We start from the raw sequence: 24,853 nt of genomic DNA, 5'->3' as shown, positions 1-24,853 counted from the left end.
CTCCGGACACTGATCGACGACGATGGTTATGCGGCTGTACCTCTGTGAAAAACCTTCCCAGGCCAAAGACATTGCGGCCGTGCTCGGCGCGCGGCGCCGCGGCGATGGCTGCTGGCTGGGAACAGACGTCACCGTGACCTGGTGCATTGGCCACCTGCTGGAAACCGCGCCGCCGGACGCCTATGACGCGCGCTACAAGCGCTGGGTGCTGGCGGACCTGCCGATCATTCCGGACAAATGGAAAATGACCGTCAAACCGCGCACGGCCAGCCAGTACAAAGCCGTCAAACGCCTGCTCGGCGAGGCCGACGAACTGATCATCGCCACCGACGCCGACCGCGAAGGCGAGATGATCGCCCGGGAACTGGTGGAGCATTGCCGTTATCGTGGGCCGATCCGCCGCTTGTGGCTGTCGGCACTGGACGACGCCTCGATCCGCAAGGCCCTCGCCGCCCTCAAGCCGGGCGCCGAAACCTTCAGCCTTTACCATTCGGCGCTGGGGCGTTCCCGGGCCGACTGGCTGATCGGCATGAACATGAGTCGGCTGTTCACCCTGCTGGGTCGCCAGTCCGGCTATCAGGGCGTATTGCCGGTCGGTCGCGTACAAACGCCGACCTTGCGCCTGGTGGTGGATCGCGATCGCAGCATCGCCAACTTCGTACCGGTCGCTTACTGGGCCATCGATGTACAGCTGCTGCATGACGGCACCCCATTCACCGCGCAATGGCGGGCCGCCTCGGAGGTTTGCGACGATCAGGAGCGCTGCCTGAATCAGGCACTGGCCCAACAAGCCGCAGCTGCGATGACAGGCGCCGCGAGCGCCCGGGTGATCAAGCTGCGCACCGAGCGCATGCGCGAGGTGGCGCCGCTGCCGTTCGACCTCGGCACCTTGCAGGAAGTCTGCTCGAAGAAACTCGGGCTCGGCGCCCAGGAAACCCTCGACATCGCCCAGGCGCTCTACGAAACCCATAAAGTCATCACCTACCCGCGCAGTGACTGCGGCTATTTGCCCCTCAGCCAGCACAGCGAAGCGCCGGGCATACTGGCGGCGCTGCGTCAGGCCGATCCGGCGCTGAACGCGTTGCACGATTACCTCGAACCGCAACGGCGCTCCAGGGCCTGGAACGATGCCAAGGTCAGCGCGCACCACGGCATCATCCCCACCGCCGCCGCAAAGAACCTGGAAAAACTGGCGGGCAAACAACGGGCGGTCTACACCCTGATCCGCGCACGCTACCTCGCCCAATTCCTGCCCAATCATGAATACGACCGTACCCAGGCCGACTTCGACTGCGCCGGTGAAGCCTTGCGTGCCGTTGGCAAGCAGATCGTCGAGCCCGGCTGGAAACGTGCACTGCCCGAAGCACTTGCCCCGGCCAGGGGCCGTGAAGCACCGGCCCCGCAAACGCTGCCCAACCTCATGGAAGGCATTGAGTGCGCGGTGGCCAACGTGCAGCTCAAGGACCTCTGGACCCAACCGCCCAAACCTTTCACCGAAGGCGATCTGATCAAGGCGATGAAGAACGTTGCCAAACTGGTGGAAGATCCGCTGCTCAAGCAAAAGCTCAAGGACACCACCGGCATCGGCACCGAAGCGACCCGCGCCTCGATCATCCAGGGCCTGCTCGACCGTGGGTACCTGGTCAAGAACGGCAAGGCGCTGGCCGCCACACCTGCCGCTTTCAGCCTGATCGATGCAGTGCCGCGGGCGATTGCCGATCCTGGTACCACGGCGATCTGGGAGCAGGCGCTGGACATGGTGCAGAGCGGCGAAATGAGTCTTGAAGAATTCGTCACCAAACAGGCGGCGTGGATGAGCAAGCAAGTGGCCCGTTGCGCCGGCCTGAGCCTGACCATCAGCGGCCCGGCCAGCCCTGCCGGACGTGGCGCGACGCCCTGGAAAAACAAGCGTAAACCGGCCAAGCGCAAGACATCGCCCGTCAACAAACGCACGGCCCCCAAAGCCTGACACTTACCCCTGTGGCGAGGGAGCTTGCTCCCTCGCGACAAATCCCCCCCACAAGCCATTCACCGTTCCGTCTATCCTTGACTGACTGATGCCAGGAGCCGCAGGTAATGTCCTCGATAGCACTGCACGCCGCACAGCGCGATGACCTGGAAACCATCGAATGCCTGATGCAGTTCTATACCTACGACTTCAGTGAGTGGATGCCACTGAAACTCGCTGAACACGGCCTTTTCAACATCTTGCCCCTGACCGACTACTGGCGAAAACCCTCGACCCGAGCGTTTCTGATCAGGGTGGACGGGGAATTGGCTGGTTTTGTAACAGTGGACGACGAAACCCACCTGCCCGGTGCCGAGCACAACATTGGTTACTTGTTCGTCGCTCGGCGCTTTCGTGGCCGGGGTGTCGCGAAGTTTGTCGTTTCCACCCTCTTGAGCCGATTCCCCGGTCAATGGCAGATTTTCCACATCGAAGTGAATCAACCCGCGCGGCTGTTCTGGGCCGCCGTCATGCCCGATCTCGTGGCAGAGGGCTTCACCCGACATTCCCTGACGGTAAAGGGTTATCCCTGCACCTTTTACCGCTTCGAAGCTTTGCTGCCGTCGTCCTGACCCGCACACCCGGTTACGTTTTTTAATTCCAGACAGCTTTGTCCGACAATATGTAGTGACTAAAAATATTCACTACAAAACCGTTGACGCCTTCGATTTGCCCTTGCATGATGCAGACGTCTCCCCGATCGGGAGTACACGCAACACGCTTGAGCAAGCTCGTCTGACCGCCGAGCTGTTTTTTCCGGATACACGCTGCCCACAAGGCAGATTGAAGAAGCTGACCTGGCCTGAACGTCCAGTACAAGGGCGAGAAATGCTAGCGATCCATCCTCATGAAGCTTGTGCCCGACCCTGAAAACGTCGGTAGTGGCCTGAAGGTTATCGCTGCTTCTCTTCGTTGTGACGCTAACGCGTAGCAGTTATTCAACACGACTACATGCAACAGACGCAGGGCCCCGCCGAATTTGGCGGACGACTGCTGACGTCCTGGTTTCGGTGCCAGGGATCAACTAACCGATGGGCTACTTGTATTAGCGAATCAACTTTGAAAGATCACCAAATGGTCAAGGGGTTTTAAGATGAATTTGAACAATCAACCAACTATCGAAGAACTGGCCCGTATGTTCGCTGCGCAAAAAGACAGCCACGACAGCCATATCCTCTGGATCAGCAAGACCGGCCAGGTTCATATCGACTGCCTGTCCCCGCATGCCCATGAAGCGGAGTTTGATCAGAACAACCAGAACCTGCTCGCCCGACTGAAAATGTACCGTCGCGGCCAGGGCTACGTCGGCAAGAAAGCCGCGGCTGACAAGGACTTCATCGGTAATGTTCTGCAAACCCTGAAACAGGCCTGGGCATCGATGCAGAACCAGAACGAAGTTCGGGTGATTGACCGGTTCTACTGATTAAACTGACTCAACTATAAAAAGGGCCTGCTCCCAACAAGAGCAGGCCCTTTTTAGTTTTGAAGCCCATGCAACAATATTTGCTGATCAAGATATATCGGCACCCAACACCAACTGCACAAACGCCAACGACGCCGCACTGTGGTAGTTGTTTTTACGCCGCAGCAAAGCCGCTCCGCGCCGGGGCGCCTCCCCCGCCAACGGGATCCTGCGCAACGCGCGATCGCTGGTTGCAATAGGCTCCGGAAGGATGGTCGCCATCGCCGTGTGCCGAATGACTTCCAGCAAGGTATTGACCGAGTTGACTTCGATGGCCACCTTGGGCGTGATCTGTCCTTGGGCGAAGTACTCGTCGATGCGCGTACGGGTGACGAAGTCCGCGGTCAGCAACGCAAACTCCAGTTGCGCCACTGCCTCATTGGTGAGCGCGCCTTCGCTTTCATACAGCGGGTGAGCCCGACCGACCATCAAGCCCAGTGTCTCGGTAAACGCCGGGATCGATTCGATGTCGGCGTTGCGCACCTGGTCAAACGCAATCGCGATATCCAGCGAATCCTCCGCCAGCCCCGATTCGATGTCGTCCATCGACAACTCGAAAATCTCCAGATGGATGTTCGGGAACCGCGCCACGTAGTCGCGCACCAGAGGCCCCACCAGATACGCCATGAATGTCGGCGTCATGGCCAGCCGCAGAGAGCCGCGCGACAAGTCTTTCACGTCATGCAGCGCTCGCTTGCCCGCCTCCAGTTCCACCAGCACCCGACGAGCGCATTCGATGTAGGCCTGGCCGGCGTCGGTCGGCTTGACCGTGCGCGAGGTGCGGTCGAACAGGCTGACGCCCAGGGCTTCTTCCAGCTGCCGGATCTGTTGCGACAGGGTCGGCTGGGATACGTGCAGCGCCTCGGCGGCGCGGGTGAAACCGCCGTGATCAGCCACGGCCAGCAAATAACGCAAATGACGCAGCAACATGGGCTCACCATCTATAGGCAGTACTTATGCCTTGCATTGTATATCGATCTTGGACGCTATGGATAAATCGGCAGAAGATGGCTTCACACCGAAACACAACCCACTGCGACAGGAGAAACACCATGCAACAGTCCCACGCTTACAACGACCCGAGCCTGGCCCTGACCACCGAAATCCTCGATGCCAAGGCGCGCAAGAACCTGTCCTGGCAGGACCTGGCTGACGGCACCGGCCTTGGCCTGGCATACGTCACCGCCGCCCTGCTCGGCCAGCATCCATTGCCGGAAAGTGCCGCCAAAGTGATTGGCGAAAAACTCGAACTGGACGCCGACTCGGTAGCCCGCCTGCAGATCATCCCGCTGCGCGGCAGTCTTTCGGGTGTCCCGACCGACCCGACCATCTACCGCTTCTACGAAATGATCCAGATCTACGGCACCACGTTGAAAGCCCTGGTTCATGAGCAATTCGGCGACGGCATCATCAGCGCGATCAACTTCAAGCTCGACATGAAGAAAGTCGAAGACCCGGAAGGCGGCTCCCGCGCAGTGATTACCCTCGACGGCAAGTTCCTGCCCCTGCGTCCTTTCTGAGTGGCGACCGGCCCGCGCTCCGGTGCGGGCCCAACCCGGTCAAAACCCGGTCAAAACCCGACAAAACCCGACAAAACCCGACAAAACCCGACAACGGTCTAGCACTCACCACTCTGCTCTGGAGGATGCCCCATGAAAAAAATTCTGCTGGTTCTTTCGCTGATAGCGGGCGTGTCCGCTCAGGTTCAAGCCCGGGAAGCCGTCGTGCCTTATCAATACGGCATGACACTGGATATCGCGCAGGTCGTGAACATCACGCCACCGGCGGACATCTGCGGCGTTGTCCCCGTTGAAATGACGTACCAGGACTCCAAAGGCGCGACCCACATTCTGCAATACAGCGTGTTCGGCACCGGTTGTTCCAACTGATCCCCAACTACTGAACTGAAAGGAAATGCCCCCATGAAAGCGCTCATAGACGGTTTTTTGAAGTTCCAGAAAGAAGTCTTTCCGCAACGCACCGACCTGTTCAAGCACCTGGCCACCACGCAACACCCGGGCACGCTGTTCATCACCTGTTCCGACAGTCGCGTCGTGCCGGAACTGCTGACCCAGCAAGAACCCGGTGAGCTGTTCGTGATCCGTAACGCCGGCAACATCGTGCCGTCCTACAGCCCCCATCCGGGTGGTGTGTCGGCTACCGTCGAATACGCCGTCGCGGTGCTGGGTGTCACCGATATCGTCATCTGCGGCCATTCCGACTGCGGCGCCATGACCGCCGTCGCCAAATGCACATGCATGGACCACCTGCCCGCTGTCAGTGGCTGGTTGCAACACGCCGAGTCGGCGAAAGTCATCAACGAATCCCGGCCCCACACCGATGACGCGGCCAAAGTCAGTTCGATGGTGCGCGAGAATGTCATCGCCCAACTGGCCAACATCCAGACTCACCCGAGCGTGCGCCTGGCCCAGGAAAAAGGCCTGCTGAACCTGCATGGCTGGGTCTACGACATCGAGACCGGTTCGATCGATGCCCTGGATGCCGGCAGCCGCACCTTCGTGTCGCTGGCCGAACACCCAGGCACCTGCGCCGTCTACGGTAAAGCCGTTGAAGCGGCCTGAGCCGATCGCAGCGACCGCCGAGGCAGCCGCTGCGCCATTTTCTAGCGCTTGACCGACAGATCCGTCTGCGTCATGCGGCTACGGATGGTGAACACACCATCACCGGAGAGAATCGCACTGCGCGCAAACAGGCGACCGCTCTCCCAGTTCGACAGGCCCAGTTCCGGCTTGTTGAGCGCGTACTGACCGTCGACCCAACGGGTAATCCCGTTGCCGACAAAGGGCGCATTGACCGCGTTGTAGAAACGCTCCTGGGTCGCTGCGTCTTCACTGAGCAGCGACACCGTGAACTGCGGGCTGTAGCGATTGAACAAGGCGATGGCGCTGTCCAGGTCGTCGACGATCTTCAGGCTCACTTCAGGGGTTTCTTCCCATTCCCACTCACGGCCCAACTGATCTTCCGGCAGCGGTTCGGCCAGTGCTTCGGTGCGGTAGCCTTCGGCGCGATAGACCTCGACGGTCGCGCTTTGCCACTGCGCTGGAAGATAGGTTTCGCTGCCTTCGACGATGTGCAACTTGCAGCCCTGGCCCCGAGCCTTGCCAGCCTGTTGCAGCGCCTCCAGGAACAGCGGCACCAGTTCGACGGCGCGGTCGCGGTGGATCAGGCAGACATTGAGGGTATTGCAGACCTTGCGGTCGAGGGAGTTGCGCACCACTGCGGCGAAACGTGTGGCGTCGGCGTCGCTGTGGGCAATCAGCCAGGCCCCGCCGGTGCCGTGCAGGCTGACGGCGGTACCAGCCTGTTGCGCAATGCTGCCCAACTGGCTGACGGCGCGCCCCGAACCCCGGGCCACCGCCAGCGACAGACGCCGGTCGGCGAACATCGCCCAACCGGCGGCATGATTGACGCTTTCCACCAGCGACACCGCGCCGGTTGGCAAACCGGCGTCGGCCAGGGCCGGATTCAAGGCGTGAGTGACGATGGCCTGGGCGGTGCTCAAGGCATCACTGCCAATGCGCAGCACGGCGGTGTTGCCTGTGCGCAATACACCGGCGGCGTCGGCGAAGACATTCGGCCGGCCTTCGAAGACGAACGCGACAATGCCCAGCGGCGACACCACCTGCTCGACTTTCCAGCCGTCATGCTCGACGCAGCTGACCACCTTGCCCCGTGTCGCCGGGGCATCGCGCCAGGCGCGCAGGCCGGCAATCATGTCGCGGCGCATGCGCTCATCGGCCAGCAAACGCGTGGTCGAACGACCGCGAGCCTTGGCCCGCTCGATGTCCGCCAGGTTGGCCGCCTCGATCAAGGCCCAGCAGCCCGGGGTTTCCAGACGTTGTGCAAACAGGTCGAAGAAGGTGCTGATCGCCTGATCCGACACCGCCGCCAACGCGGTAAACGCCGCTTCGGCACGGGCAATCGCAACCGACGCCGCCTGCTGGTCAGCCACCGGAATCAACAGCAGTTCACCGCTGACCTGCTCCACCAACAGGTGGTCGCCGGGCTGAAAGCGTGCTGCCAGTTCGGGGCTGACCACGGTGACACGATTACCGGCGAAAGGGATCGGCGTGCCAGCGACTAGACGTTCGAGCGCGAGAGACATGAAGCGGTTTCACCATGCAATGGGCGGGCGGAAAATGTATAGCAAAAGTCCCTGAGCGTCATCCGCCGTTGCCTTGCGCCGATGATCGCAAAACCGCCGGCACAGGCCCGGCCCGCCTACGCTTAAACCGTACACCGGTATTTGCTGTTTCGAAGGAGGCCGCCATGAGCGATGAATTCACCAGCCATGGCGCGGCGCTTGACGACGAAGGAATGGAAAATGCCCTGGATCTGGCCAAAGTCAGTGCTGCGCAACTCTGGGCTGTGCTAGCAGTAGAAACCTCCGGCAACGGATTCTTTTCCGACCGCCGCCCGAAAATTCTTTTTGAGCGTCACGTCTTCAGCCGCTTGACCCAACAGGCGTTTGACGCCCAATACCCGGATATCAGCAGCAAGACCCCTGGCAACTATGGCGCATCGGGGGCGCATCAATATGATCGGCTGAATCAGGCCATCAGCCTGAACCGCAACGCAGCGCTGCAAAGCACCTCCTGGGGACTGGGCCAGACAATGGGCTTCAATTTCGCCACCACGGGCTCGGCGGATGTCGAGGCGATGGTCAAGCGCATGGTCGCATCCGAGAACGAACAACTGCTGTGCACCGTGGGCGAGCTGATCGGCGGGGGTTCGGTGGCGGCGCTGCGGGCCAAGGACTGGGCCAATTTCGCCCGTCGCTACAATGGCCCCAACTACGCCATCAACAACTATGACTTGCGCCTCAGTGCCGCGTATCAAAAGTTTTCTTATGGCGGGACACCCGATCTGCGGATTCGCATGGCGCAAACCTGCCTGACGTACCTCGGCTGGCACCCTGGTGATATCGACGGCATCCTCGGCAAGCAGACCCGGGACGCGATGAACCTGTTCCAGGCCAAAGAAGGGCTTGACCTGACCACGGTCCTCAACGACGAAACCCTGGACCACTTGCGCAGCCGGGTCCTGGCGTTATCGGACTGACTCGAACCCCATGCAAACGGCCCCGGACACGCTCTGGGGCATGAGGCCTCAGACCGCCGATTGCAGGCGTTCAAGGCTCTAGCTCGCTCGCGATAGCGGTGGGTCAGCCACTTTCAATGTTGGATGTGCAACCGTCATCGCGGGCAAGCCCGCTCCCACAGGAAGGTGGCGATGACTTGAGACGGCCATGTATCAAAGTGTGTACAGCCCGGCTCTCGACACATCATGCCTTCAACCCCCCGCACCCGCGACACACCGCAGATACACCCGGTTGATCAAATACGCCTGTCGATTGGCCACGCCGATCCTTGCGCTAACGGGCAAACACATCGCCCGACACCCCTGATTTGAAGGAGATCAACGCCCATGAATGCCTCTATTTCCTCTGCCGTGAAAGGCCTGCACCTGAACCTTGACCGTGCCGGCAGCTGGATAGCGCCCCTGACCCTGCGCGTGTTCCTCGCCTGGGAATTCTTCGAGTCCGGCCTGGAGAAATTCAATGGCGAAAACTGGTTTGCCGACATCCAGGACCGCTTCCTGTTTCCGTTCAACCACCTGCCGGCCACGCTGAACTGGGAACTGTCGATGTGGGTGGAATTGATCTGCGCCCTCGCCCTGCTGGTGGGACTGGCCACGCGCTTTTCGGCGATCAGCCTGATCGTGGTGACCATCGTCGCCACCGCCGCTGTTCACTGGCCTGCCGATTGGTCGACCTTGAGCGACCTGGCCCAGGGCTATTCGATCACCAATAAAGGCTACGGCAACTTCAAACTGCCGTTGATCTACCTCGCCGCGCTGGTACCGCTGGTGCTGTCAGGCCCAGGCAAGTTCAGTCTCGATGCGCTGCTGGCCCGATGCTTCTGGCGCCGAAGCCCTGTCTGAATCAACACCTGTAGGTGCTCGCTCGCGAAGCACTCCTCGGTACCGCGTATATCCAGATGTACGCGTTATCGTTGACGTCCATCGCGAGCGAGCTCCTACAACGGTCAGTCAGCGGCAAATCGGGCAAATAATCGTCCATTCAGGCCAAACCCCTTGGTTGTTTGGGTCTATACATAACTGTACGCAGTTGGCCGACAACAAGAGGCACAGGCCGTGGACAGCAAGGGTTCGGGCACGAACCTGGCCTTTTGGTTGCCAGGCAGTGCAGTCATCCTGAGTCTGGTGGTATCGATGTTCGCCCTCAACCGCGAACCCTTCCTTGAGCCGCGCCCCATCGGCGCACAATTCCAGGCGCAACTGCCAATCGAAGCACGGCTCTGGCAGGACCCTTTCGACGCGGTGGAGCGCTATCGCAAAAAGCTCGGCGACAGCAAAAACCCGGACGCCGCGAACGTTTGCAGCCCTGCGCTATCACCGCTGTCCGGTGCTAAACCGCTGCCCGACATCATGGTCGCGCTGGTCGAGGGCGGCCCCTACGCCGATGAGGTCGAGCGACGCCGGCGGATTCGCTACGCCTTGCTGGCCGGCTTCAAGAACTCCCATCGGGTGCCGGATCAGGAGCAGTACATTCACTGCCTGAGACTCGCCGACACTCTGTCCCCCGATGCGCCGCAGGCAAGCGCTTTCGTCGACGCGCCCTATGAAGTGTTCATCTCCAACTCCTTCGATCCGCCGACAGCGCTTGAAGGCGCATCACCACCACCCGACCGCACGATCGTTTTCTGGTTGAAACAGGACGCACTTGGCCCGACGCCGTTGCAAAGCCTGGAAACCCTGCGCCAGACCCTGAACCAGAAAGTCGCTGCGGCGTGCGCCCCCACAGCCTGCGCCGAACCGCCCGGGCAGGCCGTGCTGAAGGTCATCGGCCCCTCGACCTCAACCGTGCTGCGGGACATGTTCCAGGATCAGGACATCGGCAAGGCCACGCCGAATGTCGAGATCTACTCGCCGCTGGCCACCGCCGATAACGAAACCCTGGATCGCGGCTACCAGCCGTTGTCACCGCCGCTGGCCAATCGGCCACCCATGAAGTTGCTGCGCACCGTCAGCGACGACGGCACCATGACCCAATTGATGCTCGAAGAGTTGCAGTTGCGCCGCGTCGACCCGGCCATCGGCGTGCGTTGCGGCGAAGGCACGCAGCGCAGGACCGATTCACCCTGCACGCGCACGCTGCGGCGCAGCGACAACCGCATCGCCTTGATTTCCGAATGGGACAGTTTCTACAGTCGCGCGCTGATCGAAAGCTTCAAGATGCAAGTGGCCCGGGAAGCGCACCTGAATGACAGCGAAAAGAACCAGCGCGAAGCGGTCGACCAATGGATTTTGCGCTTCAGCTATTTACGCGGACTGGACGGGCGTCTGCCGGAGGAATCGGCGAGTACCGACAAGACCGCCAGCACCGATGCCAGCAAAAACACGGCGGGGTCCACTCAAATCGACCTCAGCCCGCTGGAAAAAGCCGACGGCAATTCTCAGCTCGACTACCTGCGACGCCTGGCCGACCACATCGCCAGCGAAGACGCGACTTATCACCGCAACGGCCAGAGCGGCATTGGCGCCATCGGCATACTGGGCGTGGATGCCTACGACAAGCTGCTGGTGTTGCAGGCACTCAAGAGCCGGATGCCCTACAAACTGTACTTTTCCACCGACCTCGATGCCCGCATGCTGCAACGGGGCCAGGCGCAGACCACCCGCAACCTGATCCTCGCCGCCCCCTACGGGCTCACGCTGACCCGCGCCCTGCAACAAGATGTGCCGCCGTTTCGCGACAGCCTGCAAAGTGCCGTATTTGTCTCGGTGCTGGCGGCGCTGGCGCCGCAGTCATTCGAGGTCAAGCGTGCGAAATTCGACTATTCAAAATCGGAGCTGCTTTCGCCGGGCATTTATGAAGTCGGCATCAGTGGCTTCATTCCCCTGGCGACCCGGCTTAGCGCCTCGCGCCCGGTCAATTGCCAGGCGCCGACGCAGTCGCAATCCGATCGCGGCATTCGCCCCCACGACCTCATGGCCCTGCGCTGCCTGCAGGATCCCTCGCCACCGCCCTACCCTGAACCGTCACCATCGATCCGCGAGCGTTTCAAACAAACCCAGTCCTTTTTCTGGGCCGGGCCGCTCACGTTCTCCTTGCTGATGATTGCCGGTTTTATCCTCTGGTGGCGGATCGAAGGTCCGCGGGATGACCATGACGCGCGGCTGGCCTGGGTGCGCGGCGTGCCGATCAGCCTGTTCATGGTCGCGGCGGTGTGCGCCTTCATCGCCACACGCTTCTGGCATGCGGAGTTTCTCTGGTTCACCTTCGTGTTGATCCTGCTGGGCATCCTGTCGTTGAACCTGACCCGGCGTTCCACCCGAAAACTGGCGCTGGCCGAGGATCCGATGGCCAGCCCCGTCCCGGCCTCCGATGACGCCTGGGTGTGGTACATCGTGGTCCCGCTGGTGATGTTCATCCTCGCGCTGATGCTGGCCTACCAGATGCGCAGCAGCCTGACCGACAACGGCCTGGGCGAGCCGATGTTTCTGTTCGAAGGCATCAGCGCCTGGCCGACCGTGGCGTTGCGCTTGCTGGCGGTGCTGATATCAATTTCGGCATTGACCTGGGGTTGGCGCAAGTTGCGCATCAACCGCGCGGAGATCGAAACCACCTTCCATTTGCGCCTGCACATGCGCAAATACGAGATGACGCTATGGGGCCAGGTCCGACGTTTGCTGCGCCGAGGCAAAGGCTGGAGCTTGCGGCGCTGGTGCAATGAACTGGGGCACTGGTTGCTGCTGATATTTTTCCCGTTGATGAGCGCCAGCGAGGACTGGTCAAAACCCTGTGCGTCGGCTCAAGTCAATTGCACCGACGGGCGCAAAATGATCTCCATTGCCCGCTTCTGGGGTGAGCATTGCATCTGTGGTTCGTTCGGTGCGCGCATGCTGCGAACGGCACTCGCCACCTGGCTTTACGTCGTCGTCACCAGTGTGCTGTTTGTCGTCTGGCCCATGGAGGGCATGCCCGTTCGCGGCCAATCGATCTGGTGGATGGTGAGCTGGCTGATCCCAACCCTGACTTTCCAGGTGTTGGTGTTCTGGGTCATGGACGCCAATCTGCTGCTGACGCGATTTATCCGCCATCTGAGCGAGCATCACGCGATCTGGCCGGGGTCGTTGCAGGCCGAGCACAAGAAAATCTTCGGAATGCTCAAGCACCCCTGCATCGATGAGTGGGTGGATTTGCAACTGATCGCCAAGCGCACCTCGGCCGTCAACCGGCTGATCTACGCGCCGACAGTGGTCATGTTGATCCTGGTGGCTTCGCGCAGCAGCCTGTTCGACAACTGGCCGACACCGCCCGGCCTGGTCATCTCGTACCTGGTGACGGCGCTGTTGCTGCTCGGTTCCGCGCTGTCATTGCGACGCGCCGCCGAAAAGGCCCGTACCCGGGCCTTGCAACGACTCGACGCCTACCTGCTCGAAACCCAGGAAACAGCGCCTTGCTATGGCAAGTTCAAGATGATCCGCGAGCGGGTGGCGACCCTCAACACCGGCTCTTTCTCGCGCTATGCCGAAGACCCGCTGATCAAGGCGCTGCTGTTGTCGCTGACCGGGATTGGCGGCTCGGCGATTGTCGATGCGTTGAATTTTGCCAAGTTCTAAAGGGTTAGCCCCTGGGACCGGAAGCCTTGCGATTGCTGTTGAACATCAATCGCAAGGTGCATGCCCCTGACTACTTCACGACGACTGGCGTCCATTCGAACCGATAGAACTTGGGGGATGGTCCTGGCTGGCATTGACCGTTATCGGCATCGGCGCCGACGAGCGACCAATGTGCACGGGAGTTTTCGCCCAGTTCATGAGCGGCCTCGGGCTTGAAGCACCGGGTCAGGACATCGGCCGGCACCAGGGCATAGGCCTGCGGGTGTTCCCGCAGCCATTGGGCGGCCTTTTCGACCGAGGAGTTGTCCATGCCGAAATGCACGATTGGCTGGCGGGCGAACAACCAGTGCCCCTCCTCCCAGTTGACCAGCACCAGGTCCGCGCCGTGGCTCATGGTCGCGGCCTGGGCCATGACGGCCCGATCCGGATTGGCGCCTTCGGCGAACGGTTCGATAAACCCGCGGGCGAACCACAGCACGAACCAGGCCGCCACCAGGGCCGGAAATACCCGGCGCAAGCGCGGACGCTGCTTGAACCAGCGTTGCAGCAACCAGGGGATCAGGGGTGCAGCCACCAGCACCAGCCCCGGCAGCGCCGGGTAGATGTACAACTTGCGCTTGCCGGCACTGATGCAAAAGAACAACAGCACCAGTGCGACCCAACCGAGCAATACCAGCACCCGGCCGTCACGTTTTTTCAACTGACGGCGCCAGGCCGGCACCAGCCATGGCAAGGCCAGCACCAAAGGCAGCCAGTATTGCGGAATGACGTTGGTGAAGAAGTACCAGAACGGTTCGCGGTGATGCCATGAGTTGGCGTAGCGCCCGGCGGTCTGGCGCAGGAGGATTTCCCGGGCATAGGCCACCTCGTCAGCGGTGCCATTGAATACGATGGACAACGCCATGGGTAACAGCCAGACCGCAATCGCCGCCAGCATCACCAGCAACCCGAGCCACCATTTGCGCGCCTGGCCCGGCATGGCCACCACGCCCGACCAATCCTTGCGTACCGCATAGGCATAAGGGATCAGCATCAGCGCCGGCAGAAAGCCCACGCCTTTGGTGATCACCCCGATGCCCATGGCGGCGCAACCCACATAGAACCAGCGCCACGCCGGGCCCAGCAACAGATGGCGGGCCAGGCCATACAGGCCCAGCGTGGTGAACAAAATCAGAAAGCTGTCGATCTGCCCGGTGCGCAGGATGCTGTAGGTCTGGTAGGTCGCCAGGTACAACAACGCAGCAATGCGCCCGATGCGCTGGTTCCACAGCCGGCGGCCCAGGTCATAAACCATCGCCGTGACGGTCACCGCGGAAAACACCCCCGGAAGGTACAACGCGAGGTTGGGTTTGCCGGTGAGCCAGGTGAAGAACGCCACTGTCCACATGAAAATCGGCGGTTTGTCGCCGTAGATTTCTGCTGCGCGGTGTGGGATCAGCCACGAGCCGTTTTGCAGCATCTCCAGGGCCACGCCGAGAAAACGTTCTTCATCGACGTTCTGCGCCTGGCGCAGTCCAAGGCCTGCACCGATCAATAACAGGGCCAACAGCATCAGGCCCAGGCATTCGACGCGGGGCGATAGGGTTCGACGCATAGCTTATTCCTTGAGGTTTTTGCTTTGGGCAATCAACTGCAGATCGCGCAAGTACACGATAAAGCCAAAGGCCTGGCCGGCGATAAACACCGGTTCCTGTCGGCAGATGGATTGCGCGCATGAAGTTACTACTGCATGGCCCGGACATGAAGCTTATAAATCAGAAATATTCAGGTTTCGGTGGTTCGGATAATTTTTTTTCAGAGCGCGTTCCTGATCGTGCCTGCTTACTTGGCATCCCCGTCACGGGGTTTATAGAACCTGAACAAGCCGATATCCGCGGTTTTGACGTATTTGTCCGCCCAATCGGGCTTGACCGTGCGGTCATGGAAATACAAGGCGCCGCCGGTGTGATCCGGCAGCTGCTTGTTCAGTGCCTTGCGCGCGATTTCCTTGGCCATGGCATAGGGCGCCTCCTCCTGAACCGTGTCGGACTTGCCGTCACACCACCAGGAGAACTGGCAACTCTTGGTTTCCGAGCCTTGTTTGACCACACCGCAGACGGTATCGGGAAAGCCTTCGTGGCCCAGGCGGTTCATGACCACATTGGCGACGGCCTCCATGTCGGTGGATTCCTTGCCCTTGGCTTCCCAGTAGATGGAACGGGCCAGGCAAGTGATGGCGTCATCCAGCGGCGCCTTGCCCGCCGGGTCCACGGCCTGGGCTTCAGGCTGGGTAATGGCTTCAGCCTTGGGTACCGGTGCCGGGTTGCTGTCTTGCGTAGCCTTTTGTTCCAGCACCTCGGCCTTCTCTTTGGCAACTTGTTGTTTTTGCTCCTGATCGGTGGCCAATGCCGGGCCGGCGAGCAGCATTATTGCGAGGCAGGTTGCAATCCAGTCGAAGCGCATGGTCGGCAAGACTCAGTGGGCAGTAGCGCTAAAGTGTAGTAGTGAAATGTTTGCACGCTCGCCGCAACATTCTGGAAAATCCGTTGCCCTTGACGGGGTAACTTCGCGCATCATGGGCGCAGTCAGCTCAAGGGGGATTTCCATGCGTTCACTATCATCCGCAATGCGCTTTGCCGGGTTGTCACTGGGTCTGCTGTTTGCCGCCAGCGCGATGGCGAGCGAAGAGTCACAGCTGATCGAATCGATCAACGTCTACCGCAGCCAGTTGCAGCGTTGCGCCGGTCAGGTGTCGTCGGAGCTGCCGCCGCTGTCGGCCGACCCGCGCCTGGTGCTGTCCGCCACCAGCATCGGCAATTTGCAGCAGGCCATGGCGACCGCCGGTTACCCCATGAAGAATGTGCAGGCGATCAGCCTGTCCGGGCCCCGTGATGCGGCCTCGGCGATGAAAGCGATACAGGAGAGTTTTTGCCAGATCGTGCTGGACCCGCAATTCGTCGATGTCGGTGTCAGCCATCAGGACCGTGACTGGCGCATCGTCGTCGCCCGTCCGTTGCTCAGCGCACGCCTGGGCGACTGGCAGACCGAAGGCCAGAAACTGCTGGCCGAACTCAACATCGCTCGCAGCAAAGCACGCCAGTGCGGCACGCAGTCCTTTGCCGCTACCACGCCGCTGGCCTGGAACGCCACGCTGGCGACCGCCGCCGAAGCGCATTCGCGCAACATGGCCAATAAAAACTTCTTCGACCACAAGGACCAGGATGGCCGCACGCCGGGCGACCGGGCGGAACTGGCGGGCTACAACTTCCAGGAGATCGGCGAGACCATCGCCGCCGGGCAAGACACTGTGCGCAAGGTGGTCGATGGTTGGATGGCCAGCCCCGGTCATTGCGCCAACGTGATGAACCCGCTGTTTCGTGACCTGGGGGCGGCCTACGCGACCGATCCGAAGAGCGATGCGGGGATTTACTGGACCGTGATGTTCGGGGCGCAGTAGGGACCTGACCTGAGACGACCTCTGTGGCGAGGGGGCTTGTCGGAGCGTAATCGCCGACCAGCCCGCCCACCGCGATTCATGCGCCGGACGTTGACCTTGACCTGATTGAGGTCATCAATCGTTTACGGTGAAAAGAACAAGAATGCGCGTTTAATGTCGCCTTTTCGCTCGTTGCGCCCTCTCTATCGACGATAACCACCAAGATTTTTATCGTTATTTATCAATAATTTAAAAAAAAAAGCCAATTCTCAAATAAAACAGCTCTTCATAGATGCCGTCGATCAACCGGTTACTCATAGTGATTGGACGTTCTCCCTAGTTGCCCTTAGCCTCCTCTCAACAATCCGCACATCACGTCATTCGTAAGGGTAGGAGCGAGCTTGTTCCTACGGGTTTTGCGGATACTCATTCAATGCGTATGAGGAATTCATGTCAGAGCGAGTCTTGGTCGATGGGTTCTCCCGGCGCGTGGATTACCTGCGCATGTCGGTCACCGATCGCTGCGATTTCCGTTGCGTGTACTGCATGGCCGAGGACATGCAGTTCCTGCCCCGGCAGCGAGTGCTGACCCTGGAAGAGATCTATCAGGTGGCCCAAAGCTTCGTCGCACTGGGCACCCGCAAGATCCGCCTGACCGGCGGCGAGCCGCTGATCCGCCCGGGCGTAGTGCAACTGTGCCAGCAGATCGCCGCCCTGCCCGGCCTGCGCGAACTGTGCATGACCACCAACGGTTCGCAGTTGGCCAGACTGGCTGACCCGTTGTTCGAAGCCGGGGTCAAGCGCCTCAACATCAGCCTCGACTGCCTCGACCCGCAACGCTTTCGCGAACTGACCCGCACCGGTGAACTGGCGCAGGTCATCAAGGGCATCGACGCCGCCAACAAGGCCGGATTTCGCAACACCAAGCTCAACTGCGTGGTGATGAAGGGCCGCAACGATCACGAAATCAATGACCTGGTGAGCTTTGCCATCGACCGCAACCTGGACATTTCCTTCATCGAAGAAATGCCCTTGGGCACCATCCACGAACACAGCCGCGCCGAGGCGTTTTTCTCCAGCGCCCAGGTACGTGAAAAAATCGCCGAACGCTACACTTTGATTGAATCCGCCGAGTCGACCCAGGGCCCTTCGCGCTACTGGCGCCTGGCCGAAGCGCCGCACATTCGCCTGGGGTTCATTTCGCCCCACAGCCACAATTTTTGCGGCACCTGCAACCGGGTGCGACTGACCGTGGAGGGGCGCCTGCTGCTGTGCCTGGGCAACGAACACGCCGTCGACCTCAAGGCTGTATTGCGCAGCCACCCCGGCCAGCCCGAACGTCTGGAACACGCCATCATCGAGGCGATGAAACTCAAACCTTATCGGCACCATTTCGAAGTGAACGACGATGTCCAGGTTGTGCGCTTCATGAACATGACAGGCGGCTGAAAGACCATGATCGTCAGACCCAAACCCAACCTGATCGGTGTCCTGACTTCACTCAAAGGTTCGATCGCCAAGCGCATTGCCCTGCGCAGCCTGATGGTGACGTTGCTGGCCTCGGCCATCGTGTTCATCGAAACGCTGCACCCCAGCTACTTTTCCAAGGTCAGTGCGACGCCCTTCACCCTGCTGGGTTTGTCGCTGTCGATCTTCATGAGCTTTCGCAACAATGCCTGTTATGACCGCTGGTATGAAGCGCGCAAGGCGTGGGGCGACATCATCGTGGAAGTCCGGTCGATGATTCGCGAAACCCGGATCATAAAGGACGCCCGTGAGCGACACGCGATTCTCAGTAACCTCTGCGGCTTCGCCCATGCGTTAAACGCCCGATTGCGCAAGGAGAACGAACTGGCCGCCAGCGGTGACTGGTTGCAGCCGATTCCCAAGGGCGGCACCCAGGACATCAGCGGGCAAGTACTGATGCAGGTTGGCCAACAGTGCTCGGCACTCAGCGAGTCGGGCGCCATCAATGAATGGCGCTACACAATCATTGCCGGTCACCTGACCAACCTGACCCGCGCCCAGGCGATCTGTGAACGGATCAAAAACACCCCGCTGCCGTTCCCCTACACCTTGCTGCTGCACCGGACCATCTATCTCTTCTGCATCCTGCTGCCGTTCGCCATGGCCGAACCCCTGGGCTGGCTGACACCGGTTTTCACCGCGATCGTCAGCTACACCTTTTTCGGGCTGGATGCGATTGCCGATGAACTGGAAGACCCGTTCGGCCGCGACGAAAACGACCTCCCCACCGACGCCATCGTGCGCAACATCGAGCGCGACGTCCTGGACGCACTGGGCGTGACGGAACTGCCGCCACAACTGGAACCGGTGGACTTTGTCCTGAACTGAAAAAACACAGGGGGGCGGCTAGCGATGGCGGCCTGTCAGTCGACATCCAAGCCGGATGTGCCGCCGCCCTCGCTCGCAGCCAGCTCCCACAGCGGTCGGGTAAAACCGACTGTTCAAACCCCCGCTTGATGGCTACAGTCAGCGGCTCAAAGCGCCCCCGCACAAGGAACATTCGCTTGAGCCTCACGCCCTCCCCAAACAGCCCCGCCGAACTGACAAAGCCGGCGCCAATCAGCCTCGGTGAAGCGTTCCGATTCTGGCTCAAGCTCGGCTTCATCAGCTTCGGCGGGCCGGCCGGACAGATTTCGATCATGCACCAGGAACTGGTCGAACGCCGCCGCTGGATCTCCGAGCGGCGCTTCCTGCATGCCCTCAACTACTGCATGTTGCTGCCCGGCCCCGAGGCCCAGCAACTGGCGACCTACCTCGGCTGGCTGATGCACCGTACCTGGGGTGGCGTGATCGCCGGTGTGCTGTTTGTGCTGCCATCGCTGTTCATCCTGATCGCCCTGTCCTGGGTGTACATCGCCTTCGGTGAAGTGCCGGTGGTGGCCGGGCTGTTTTACGGGATCAAGCCGGCGGTGACCGCGATTGTGCTGCAAGCCGCGCACCGGATCGGCTCCCGTGCGCTGAAGAACGGCTGGATGTGGGCGATCGCCGCAGCGTCATTCGCCGCGATCTTCCTCGGCAACGTGCCGTTTCCGCTGATCGTGCTGGGCGCGGCCATCATCGGTTACTTCGGCGGACGCCTGGCCCCGGATAAATTCACCACGGGCGGCCACGGCACCGCGAAAAAATCCTTCGGCCCGGCACTGATCGACGACGACACGCCGCCCCCCGACCATGCCCGTTTCAGTCGCTGGAAACTGCTGCGCCTGGCGCTGATCGGCGCGGCGTTGTGGACATTGCCGATGGCGACCCTCACCGCCCTGTTCGGCTGGGAAGGCACGCTGACGCAAATGAGCTGGTTCTTTACCAAAGCGGCCCTGCTGACCTTCGGCGGCGCCTACGCGGTGCTGCCCTATGTGTATCAGGGCGCGGTCGGCCACTATGGCTGGCTGACGCCGACGCAGATGATCGACGGCCTGGCGCTGGGCGAAACCACGCCGGGGCCGCTGATCATGATCGTGGCCTTCGTCGGTTTTATCGGCGCCTATGTCCATCCTGTGTTCGGCCCCGATCAGGCTTTTGTCGCCGGCGCCCTCGCGGCCACGCTGGTGACCTGGTTCACTTTCCTGCCTTCGTTCCTGTTCATCCTCGCCGGCGGGCCACTGGTGGAGTCCACCCATAACGAACTGAAATTCACCGCGCCACTGACGGCGATCACTGCCGCGGTGGTCGGCGTGATTCTTAACCTGGCGTGCTTTTTTGGTTATCACGTGCTGTGGCCCAAGGGCTTCGCCGGACAGCTGGACTGGCCTTCATTGCTGATCGCCATCGCGGCCGCCATTGCCCTGCTTCGGTTCAAGCGCGGAGTCATCGAAGTGTTGCTCGGTTGTGGCCTGATCGGACTGGGCGTGCACCTGCTGCACTGAATCAAAGATTTACATGTGCCACTTTCACCCCTAGTATCCAGCCATCCCCGGATGGCTGTTTACCGGCCACCGACGTTTTCCTCCTGGAAACATGAGTCATGCGCACTTCGCCGTCAGAGCACCCCTTGCTGGATGTCTCGATCCTGACCACCTCGCTGCTGGTCGCGGACGGCATTGCCTGATGAAACGCATCGTCAATCTCCCCATGGCCCTGCGCCGCTCAAAACTGCGTCACTCCGCACGCCCGCCGGATAGCTGCCTGCTCGCCTGATTGCGTCTTCGACGCATCGAGCCCCCAGACTTTTTGCTATCGCTGCCAGCACGCATCGGATCTTTGTCCGTGGTCGTGCCGCGGCCCGAATCCGTGCGTCCGCGGGACGCCAACGTGAGTGACGAACAATGAAATTCGCAGCCCTTGAAGATGCCCAACGCTTTCTGGCGAACAACCCCGATATCGACATGATCGAGCTGTTCATTCTCGATGCCAACGGCGTGCCACGGGGCAAACTGTTGCACCGCGAAGAACTGCTGGCGGTGTACGAAAGCGGTCGTCCGCTGCCCAGCACCATCCTCGGCCTGACCTTGCAGGGCGAAGACGTCGAGAACTCCGGGCTGGTGTGGGACGTCGGCGACATCGACTGCCGCGCCTACCCGCTCGAAGGCAGCCTGGTGCGTTTGCCGTGGCGGCAGATTCCGACGGCGGCGGTGCAGGTCAGCATGCACCCGCAAGAAGGCATGCCCGCGAGCATCGCCGACCCGCGTCACCTGTTGATCAAGGTCATCGATGGCCTCAAAGCCGAGGGTTACCACCCGGTGATGGCCTGCGAGCTGGAGTTCTATCTGCTGGACAGCAAACGCGATCACAACGGTCGCCCGCAACCGGCGCTGGACGCTGACGGCGGTCGTCCACGGCACACTCAGGTCTATGGACTGCGCGAGCTGGAACAGATCGAACCGTTCCTCGCCGACCTCTATGCCGCCTGCAAACTGCACGACATTCCGGCACGCACGGCCATTTCCGAATACGCCCCGGGCCAGGTGGAAATCACCCTGGAACACGGCGATGCCTTGCTGGCGATGGACCAGGCCGTGCGTTACAAACGGCTGGTGAAAGCGGTCGCCCACAAGCACGGCATGCAGGCGACGTTCATGGCCAAACCGTTCGACGACCTGGCCGGTACCGGCATGCACATGCACGTCAGCATTGCCGATGCCGAAGGTCGCAACCTGTTCGCCTCCGAGCACCCGGCCGGCACCCCTCTGCTGCGTACCGCCATCGGCGGCATGCTCGCCTCGCTGCTCGATTCGTTGTTGTTGTTTTGCCCCAACGCCAACTCCTACCGGCGTTTCCAGGCCAACAGCTATGCGCCCCTGGCTCCAACCTGGGGCGTCGATAACCGCACGGTGAGCCTGCGCGTGCCGGGTGGCCCGGCCAACAGCCGGCACATCGAACACCGCATCTGCGGCGCCGACGCCAACCCGTATCTGGCGGCGGCGGCAATTCTGGCCGGCATCCATCGCGGCATCCGCGAAAACCTCGATCCGGGCGAGCCGGTGCAAGGCAACGGTTATGCGCAAGCCACGCAATTGCTGCCCACTGACTGGCTGACATCCCTGACGGCACTGGAGAACTCGGCCTGGGCGCGGGATGCACTGGGTCAGGAATTTCTTGGGGTTTATCTGGCGGTCAAGCGTGCCGAGTATCGGCAGTTCATGGGCGAAGTGGGTGAGCAGGACTGGCGCTGGTATCTGACTGAGGCGTGAGCTGACTAATCGGTCCACTCAACCCTGTGGGAGCGTGGCTTGCCCGCGATTGCGCTGTGTCATTCGGCATTTACATCGACTGATGCGACCTCATCGCGGGCAAGCCCGCTCCCACAGGGGTTTGCGCCAACTTCTCCAGCTCTTTTTTCCGGGACATGAACATGACTGAACGCTGCAATTCCTACTACACCGCCACCCTCAACCAGGACACCGATTACCCGACCCTGCAAGGCCAACACCGGGTTGACGTGGTGATCATCGGCGGCGGCTTCACCGGCGTCGCCACGGCGGTCGAACTGGCTGAAAAAGGCCTCAAAGTCGCGATCGTCGAAAGCCACAAGATCGGCTGGGGCGCCACGGGGCGAAACGGCGGCCAGGTCACCGGCAGCCTTTCGGGCGACGAAGCCATGCGCAAGCAGATGCGCCGCACCCTCGGCGAAGAGGTCGACGATTTCATCTGGCACCTGCGCTGGCGCGGGCACCAGATCATCCGGCAGCGGGTGGAAAAATACGGCATCGCCTGCGACCTCAAGCACGGTCATCTGCACGCGGCTTACAAGCCAGGTCACATGGAGGGTTTGCGCAAGGATTACGACGAAGCCGTGCGCCGTGGCATGGGCGACGAGGTCAGCCTGCTCGACCGCAGCCAGGTGCGCGACCTGCTGCAAAGCGACCTCTACCACGGAGCAATCAAGAACACCCGCAACATGCACCTGCACCCGCTGAACCTGTGCATCGGCGAAGCCCGCGCGGCCGAGAGCCTGGGCGCGCTGATCTTCGAAAACAGCGAAGTGCTGGAGATCATTCACGGCGATGGCCCGCACAAGAGCCCTGGCGTGCGCACCGCCCACGGTCGCATCGACGCCAACCAGGTGCTGCTGGCCGGCGACGTCTACCACAAACTGGAACCCGGCAAGCTCAAGGGCAAGATCTTCCCGGCCATGGGCGGCATCGTCACCACCGCGCCGCTGGGCGACCTGGCCAAACAGATCAACCCCGAAGACCTGGCCGTCTACGACTGCCGCTTCGTCCTCGACTACTACCGCCTGACGGCCGACGGTCGCCTGCTGTTCGGTGGCGGCGCCAATTACAGCGGCAAGGATTCACGGGACATCGCCGCCGAGTTGCGCCCTTGCATCGAGCAAACGTTCCCGGCGCTCAAGGGCGTGACCATCGATTATCAGTGGAGCTGCGCGATGGGCATCGTGATCAACCGCATCCCGCAGCTGGGCAAGCTTTCGGACAACGTCTGGTACTGCCAGGGCTACTCCGGACATGGCATCGCCACCACCCACATCATGGGCGAAATCATGGGCCGCGCGATCACCGGACAACTGGAGCACTTCGACACCTTCGCCGCCTGCCAGCACATCCGCGTCCCCATGGGCGACCTGCTCGGCAATCCGATGCTCGCCGCCGGCATGTGGTACTACCAAATGCTTGAACGCCTGCGCTGAGGCATCCACGGGATAAGCCCGAATCACCTGTGGGAGCAAGCGTGCCCCCACAGGGTTTTGTGTGCCTCTAGAATGACGAGGAAGTTAATTTGCCGTGGCGGTCTTGAACTTGGTCCAGGTTCGCATGCGCGCCCGCATGTCCGCCTGGGGAATGTCCTTGCCCGGAATCAGCCGCTCGTAGGTGGCCTCGTCGAGGTAAATGTCCGGGTTGTTGCGCATGCTTGCATCAACGCCCGGACGCGCCTTGGCATTCGAGGTGGGGTAGCCGGTGAAATTACTGATGGCTGCCATGTTCTGGGGACGCATGACGAAGTTGATGAACGCATAGGCGTACTCCGGGTGCCTGGCGTCGACAGGAATCGCCATTGTGTCCATCCACACCGTGGTGCCTTCGCGGGGAATGCGGTACTGGAACGAGGTTTTCTTGCCCGCGGCGTCCGAGGTCCGTTGCGCCTGGGTCATGTCACCGCTGTAACCGAGTGACAGGCACAGGTTGCCGTTGACCAGATCCGTCACCGGCTGCGACTGGAACTTGCGAATGTATGGCCGCAACTTGAGCAGCAGGTCACTCGCCGCGGCCAGGTCCTCCGGCCTGGCACTGCGCGGTTCCCGACCGAGATAGTTGAGCACCACGGCCAGCACTTCGTCCGGGGAATCAATCATCGAGATTCCGCAATCGGCGAATTTACTCGCCAGTTCCGGCTTGAACAGCATGTCCAGGCTGTTGACCGGAGCATTGGGCAAGCGCTGCCTTATCTGCTCGTCATTGTAGGTCAGGCCGATGGTGCCCCAGGTATAAGGGACCGTGGCCTGGCTCGAATGCTCGTAATGCCCATGCAGCTTCTGCAAACCGGGTTCGATATCGGCCAGGGCGGTGAGCTTTGAGCGATCCAGCGGCAGCAGGCTGCCGGCGCGCATCAGGCGCTCGGCCACGGTGTCACCGGGAAAGATCAGGTCGTACCCGCTGCCACCGGCGAGCATCTTGGCTTCCAGCGTCTCGCTGCCATCCATGACGTCGTAGATCACCTTGATCCCGGTTTCAGCGGTGAATCGACTCAGGGTGTCCTCGGCAAAATAATCGGCCCAGTTGTACAGCCGCAGGGTTTTCTCCTCGGCGTGCAGCGAGGGCAAGGCACCGCTCAGTGCCAGGCCGAGGGCACCGCTCAACAGCGTGTTGGATAAGCGCAT

At 61.2% G+C, this 24,853-nt stretch carries 20 protein-coding genes and 1 pseudogene; 15 read left to right on the top strand and 6 right to left on the bottom strand.

The features are described from left to right. The first annotated feature begins 28 nt into the window (after positions 1-28). The 3 genes from F7R06_RS16120 (at position 29) to F7R06_RS16110 (ending at position 3,431) form a co-directional block, all read left to right on the top strand. Positions 29-1,969 (top strand): DNA topoisomerase III, encoded by a 1,941-nt coding sequence (locus F7R06_RS16120; RefSeq protein ID WP_090327275.1) that lies wholly within the window; start codon positions 29-31, stop codon positions 1,967-1,969. A gap of 107 nt (positions 1,970-2,076) precedes the next feature. After that, positions 2,077-2,580, top strand: a complete 504-nt coding sequence (locus tag F7R06_RS16115) for a GNAT family N-acetyltransferase (protein ID WP_090320503.1) — start codon at positions 2,077-2,079, stop codon at positions 2,578-2,580. 521 nt (positions 2,581-3,101) lie between these two features. After that, positions 3,102-3,431, top strand: a complete 330-nt coding sequence (locus tag F7R06_RS16110; protein WP_090320500.1) for a hypothetical protein — start codon at positions 3,102-3,104, stop codon at positions 3,429-3,431. 87 nt (positions 3,432-3,518) lie between these two features. Here the strand turns inward: F7R06_RS16110 and cynR are convergent, their stop codons facing one another. Next, positions 3,519-4,400 carry a transcriptional regulator CynR gene (gene cynR, locus F7R06_RS16105; protein ID WP_090320498.1) on the bottom strand — a complete coding sequence of 294 codons (882 nt, stop codon included), beginning with the start codon at positions 4,398-4,400 and terminating at the stop codon, positions 3,519-3,521. A 122-nt stretch (positions 4,401-4,522) separates the two neighbouring features. Between cynR and cynS the strand changes: the two genes are divergently transcribed. The 3 genes from cynS (at position 4,523) to F7R06_RS16090 (ending at position 6,052) form a co-directional block, all read left to right on the top strand. Beyond that, positions 4,523-4,990, top strand: a complete 468-nt coding sequence (gene cynS, locus F7R06_RS16100; RefSeq protein ID WP_090320495.1) for a cyanase — start codon at positions 4,523-4,525, stop codon at positions 4,988-4,990. A 132-nt stretch (positions 4,991-5,122) separates the two neighbouring features. Then, positions 5,123-5,359, top strand: a complete 237-nt coding sequence (locus F7R06_RS16095; protein ID WP_090320492.1) for a DUF2790 domain-containing protein — start codon at positions 5,123-5,125, stop codon at positions 5,357-5,359. A gap of 33 nt (positions 5,360-5,392) precedes the next feature. Continuing rightward, positions 5,393-6,052, top strand: coding sequence for a carbonic anhydrase (locus tag F7R06_RS16090; protein WP_090320489.1), 660 nt, complete (start codon positions 5,393-5,395; stop codon positions 6,050-6,052). Positions 6,053-6,093: 41 nt separating this feature from the next. Here the strand turns inward: F7R06_RS16090 and F7R06_RS16085 are convergent, their stop codons facing one another. Continuing rightward, positions 6,094-7,596 (bottom strand): aldehyde dehydrogenase family protein, encoded by a 1,503-nt coding sequence (locus F7R06_RS16085; protein WP_090320485.1) that lies wholly within the window; start codon positions 7,594-7,596, stop codon positions 6,094-6,096. A 164-nt stretch (positions 7,597-7,760) separates the two neighbouring features. Between F7R06_RS16085 and F7R06_RS16080 the strand changes: the two genes are divergently transcribed. The 3 genes from F7R06_RS16080 to F7R06_RS16070 all read left to right on the top strand — a co-directional run bounded on the left by F7R06_RS16080 (position 7,761) and on the right by F7R06_RS16070 (position 13,139). Next, positions 7,761-8,552: an N-acetylmuramidase domain-containing protein gene (locus F7R06_RS16080; RefSeq protein ID WP_090320482.1), complete on the top strand. Its 792-nt coding sequence runs from the start codon at positions 7,761-7,763 to the stop codon at positions 8,550-8,552. Positions 8,553-8,918: 366 nt separating this feature from the next. Beyond that, positions 8,919-9,434 carry an HvfX family Cu-binding RiPP maturation protein gene (locus F7R06_RS16075; RefSeq protein ID WP_090320479.1) on the top strand — a complete coding sequence of 172 codons (516 nt, stop codon included), beginning with the start codon at positions 8,919-8,921 and terminating at the stop codon, positions 9,432-9,434. A 213-nt stretch (positions 9,435-9,647) separates the two neighbouring features. After that, complete coding sequence (locus F7R06_RS16070; RefSeq protein WP_090320476.1) at positions 9,648-13,139, top strand: hypothetical protein; 3,492 nt, start codon at positions 9,648-9,650, stop codon at positions 13,137-13,139. 70 nt (positions 13,140-13,209) lie between these two features. Here F7R06_RS16070 and F7R06_RS16065 read toward each other — a convergent pair whose 3' ends face one another. The 3 genes and pseudogenes from F7R06_RS16065 to F7R06_RS16060 all read right to left on the bottom strand — a co-directional run bounded on the left by F7R06_RS16065 (position 13,210) and on the right by F7R06_RS16060 (position 15,581). Next, positions 13,210-14,733 carry an ArnT family glycosyltransferase gene (locus F7R06_RS16065; RefSeq protein WP_090320472.1) on the bottom strand — a complete coding sequence of 508 codons (1,524 nt, stop codon included), beginning with the start codon at positions 14,731-14,733 and terminating at the stop codon, positions 13,210-13,212. Positions 14,734-14,736: 3 nt separating this feature from the next. Then, positions 14,737-14,835: pseudogene (locus F7R06_RS31475) on the bottom strand (lipid-A-disaccharide synthase N-terminal domain-containing protein); the annotation flags it as partial. Between the two features lie 125 nt (positions 14,836-14,960). After that, positions 14,961-15,581, bottom strand: coding sequence for a cell wall hydrolase (locus F7R06_RS16060; protein ID WP_090320469.1), 621 nt, complete (start codon positions 15,579-15,581; stop codon positions 14,961-14,963). Between the two features lie 142 nt (positions 15,582-15,723). Here F7R06_RS16060 and F7R06_RS16055 point away from each other — a divergent pair, with 142 nt between their 5' ends. From F7R06_RS16055 to F7R06_RS16030, 6 genes are all read left to right on the top strand, one after another. After that, positions 15,724-16,575 (top strand): CAP domain-containing protein, encoded by an 852-nt coding sequence (locus F7R06_RS16055; protein WP_090320466.1) that lies wholly within the window; start codon positions 15,724-15,726, stop codon positions 16,573-16,575. 429 nt (positions 16,576-17,004) lie between these two features. Continuing rightward, a complete protein-coding gene (moaA, locus tag F7R06_RS16050; RefSeq protein WP_090320463.1) occupies positions 17,005-18,003 on the top strand; it encodes a GTP 3',8-cyclase MoaA in 999 nt (332 codons plus the stop codon). A gap of 6 nt (positions 18,004-18,009) precedes the next feature. Beyond that, positions 18,010-18,909 carry a bestrophin family protein gene (locus F7R06_RS16045; RefSeq protein WP_090320460.1) on the top strand — a complete coding sequence of 300 codons (900 nt, stop codon included), beginning with the start codon at positions 18,010-18,012 and terminating at the stop codon, positions 18,907-18,909. Between the two features lie 176 nt (positions 18,910-19,085). Further along, entirely contained in the window at positions 19,086-20,444 is a 1,359-nt protein-coding gene (gene chrA, locus F7R06_RS16040) for a chromate efflux transporter (protein WP_090320458.1), read from the top strand. A gap of 399 nt (positions 20,445-20,843) precedes the next feature. Then, positions 20,844-22,208: a glutamine synthetase family protein gene (locus F7R06_RS16035; protein ID WP_090320455.1), complete on the top strand. Its 1,365-nt coding sequence runs from the start codon at positions 20,844-20,846 to the stop codon at positions 22,206-22,208. 161 nt (positions 22,209-22,369) lie between these two features. Next, entirely contained in the window at positions 22,370-23,665 is a 1,296-nt protein-coding gene (locus F7R06_RS16030; RefSeq protein WP_090320452.1) for an NAD(P)/FAD-dependent oxidoreductase, read from the top strand. An 84-nt stretch (positions 23,666-23,749) separates the two neighbouring features. Here the strand turns inward: F7R06_RS16030 and F7R06_RS16025 are convergent, their stop codons facing one another. After that, entirely contained in the window at positions 23,750-24,853 is a 1,104-nt protein-coding gene (locus tag F7R06_RS16025) for an extracellular solute-binding protein (protein ID WP_090320449.1), read from the bottom strand.

It is taken from the genome of Pseudomonas moorei (assembly GCF_008801475.1).
GTDB lineage: Bacteria > Pseudomonadota > Gammaproteobacteria > Pseudomonadales > Pseudomonadaceae > Aquipseudomonas > Aquipseudomonas moorei.
This window is presented reverse-complemented; position numbering and strand designations above follow the sequence as displayed.

Bases quoted from the DNA above. Each gene is read 5' to 3' on its own strand.
- cynR (WP_090320498.1), bottom strand. From the start codon at position 4,400: ATGTTGCTGCGTCATTTGCGTTATTTGCTGGCCGTGGCTGATCACGGC.
- F7R06_RS16055 (WP_090320466.1), top strand. From the start codon at position 15,724: ATGCGTTCACTATCATCCGCAATGCGCTTTGCCGGGTTGTCACTGGGT.
- F7R06_RS16115 (WP_090320503.1), top strand. From the start codon at position 2,077: ATGTCCTCGATAGCACTGCACGCCGCACAGCGCGATGACCTGGAAACC.
- cynS (WP_090320495.1), top strand. From the start codon at position 4,523: ATGCAACAGTCCCACGCTTACAACGACCCGAGCCTGGCCCTGACCACC.
- F7R06_RS16060 (WP_090320469.1), bottom strand. From the start codon at position 15,581: ATGCGCTTCGACTGGATTGCAACCTGCCTCGCAATAATGCTGCTCGCC.
- F7R06_RS16090 (WP_090320489.1), top strand. From the start codon at position 5,393: ATGAAAGCGCTCATAGACGGTTTTTTGAAGTTCCAGAAAGAAGTCTTT.
- F7R06_RS16025 (WP_090320449.1), bottom strand. From the start codon at position 24,853: ATGCGCTTATCCAACACGCTGTTGAGCGGTGCCCTCGGCCTGGCACTG.
- F7R06_RS16095 (WP_090320492.1), top strand. From the start codon at position 5,123: ATGAAAAAAATTCTGCTGGTTCTTTCGCTGATAGCGGGCGTGTCCGCT.
- F7R06_RS16080 (WP_090320482.1), top strand. From the start codon at position 7,761: ATGAGCGATGAATTCACCAGCCATGGCGCGGCGCTTGACGACGAAGGA.
- F7R06_RS16085 (WP_090320485.1), bottom strand. From the start codon at position 7,596: ATGTCTCTCGCGCTCGAACGTCTAGTCGCTGGCACGCCGATCCCTTTC.
- moaA (WP_090320463.1), top strand. From the start codon at position 17,005: ATGTCAGAGCGAGTCTTGGTCGATGGGTTCTCCCGGCGCGTGGATTAC.
- F7R06_RS16110 (WP_090320500.1), top strand. From the start codon at position 3,102: ATGAATTTGAACAATCAACCAACTATCGAAGAACTGGCCCGTATGTTC.
- F7R06_RS16035 (WP_090320455.1), top strand. From the start codon at position 20,844: ATGAAATTCGCAGCCCTTGAAGATGCCCAACGCTTTCTGGCGAACAAC.
- F7R06_RS16120 (WP_090327275.1), top strand. From the start codon at position 29: ATGCGGCTGTACCTCTGTGAAAAACCTTCCCAGGCCAAAGACATTGCG.
- F7R06_RS16075 (WP_090320479.1), top strand. From the start codon at position 8,919: ATGAATGCCTCTATTTCCTCTGCCGTGAAAGGCCTGCACCTGAACCTT.
- F7R06_RS16030 (WP_090320452.1), top strand. From the start codon at position 22,370: ATGACTGAACGCTGCAATTCCTACTACACCGCCACCCTCAACCAGGAC.
- F7R06_RS16065 (WP_090320472.1), bottom strand. From the start codon at position 14,733: ATGCGTCGAACCCTATCGCCCCGCGTCGAATGCCTGGGCCTGATGCTG.
- F7R06_RS16045 (WP_090320460.1), top strand. From the start codon at position 18,010: ATGATCGTCAGACCCAAACCCAACCTGATCGGTGTCCTGACTTCACTC.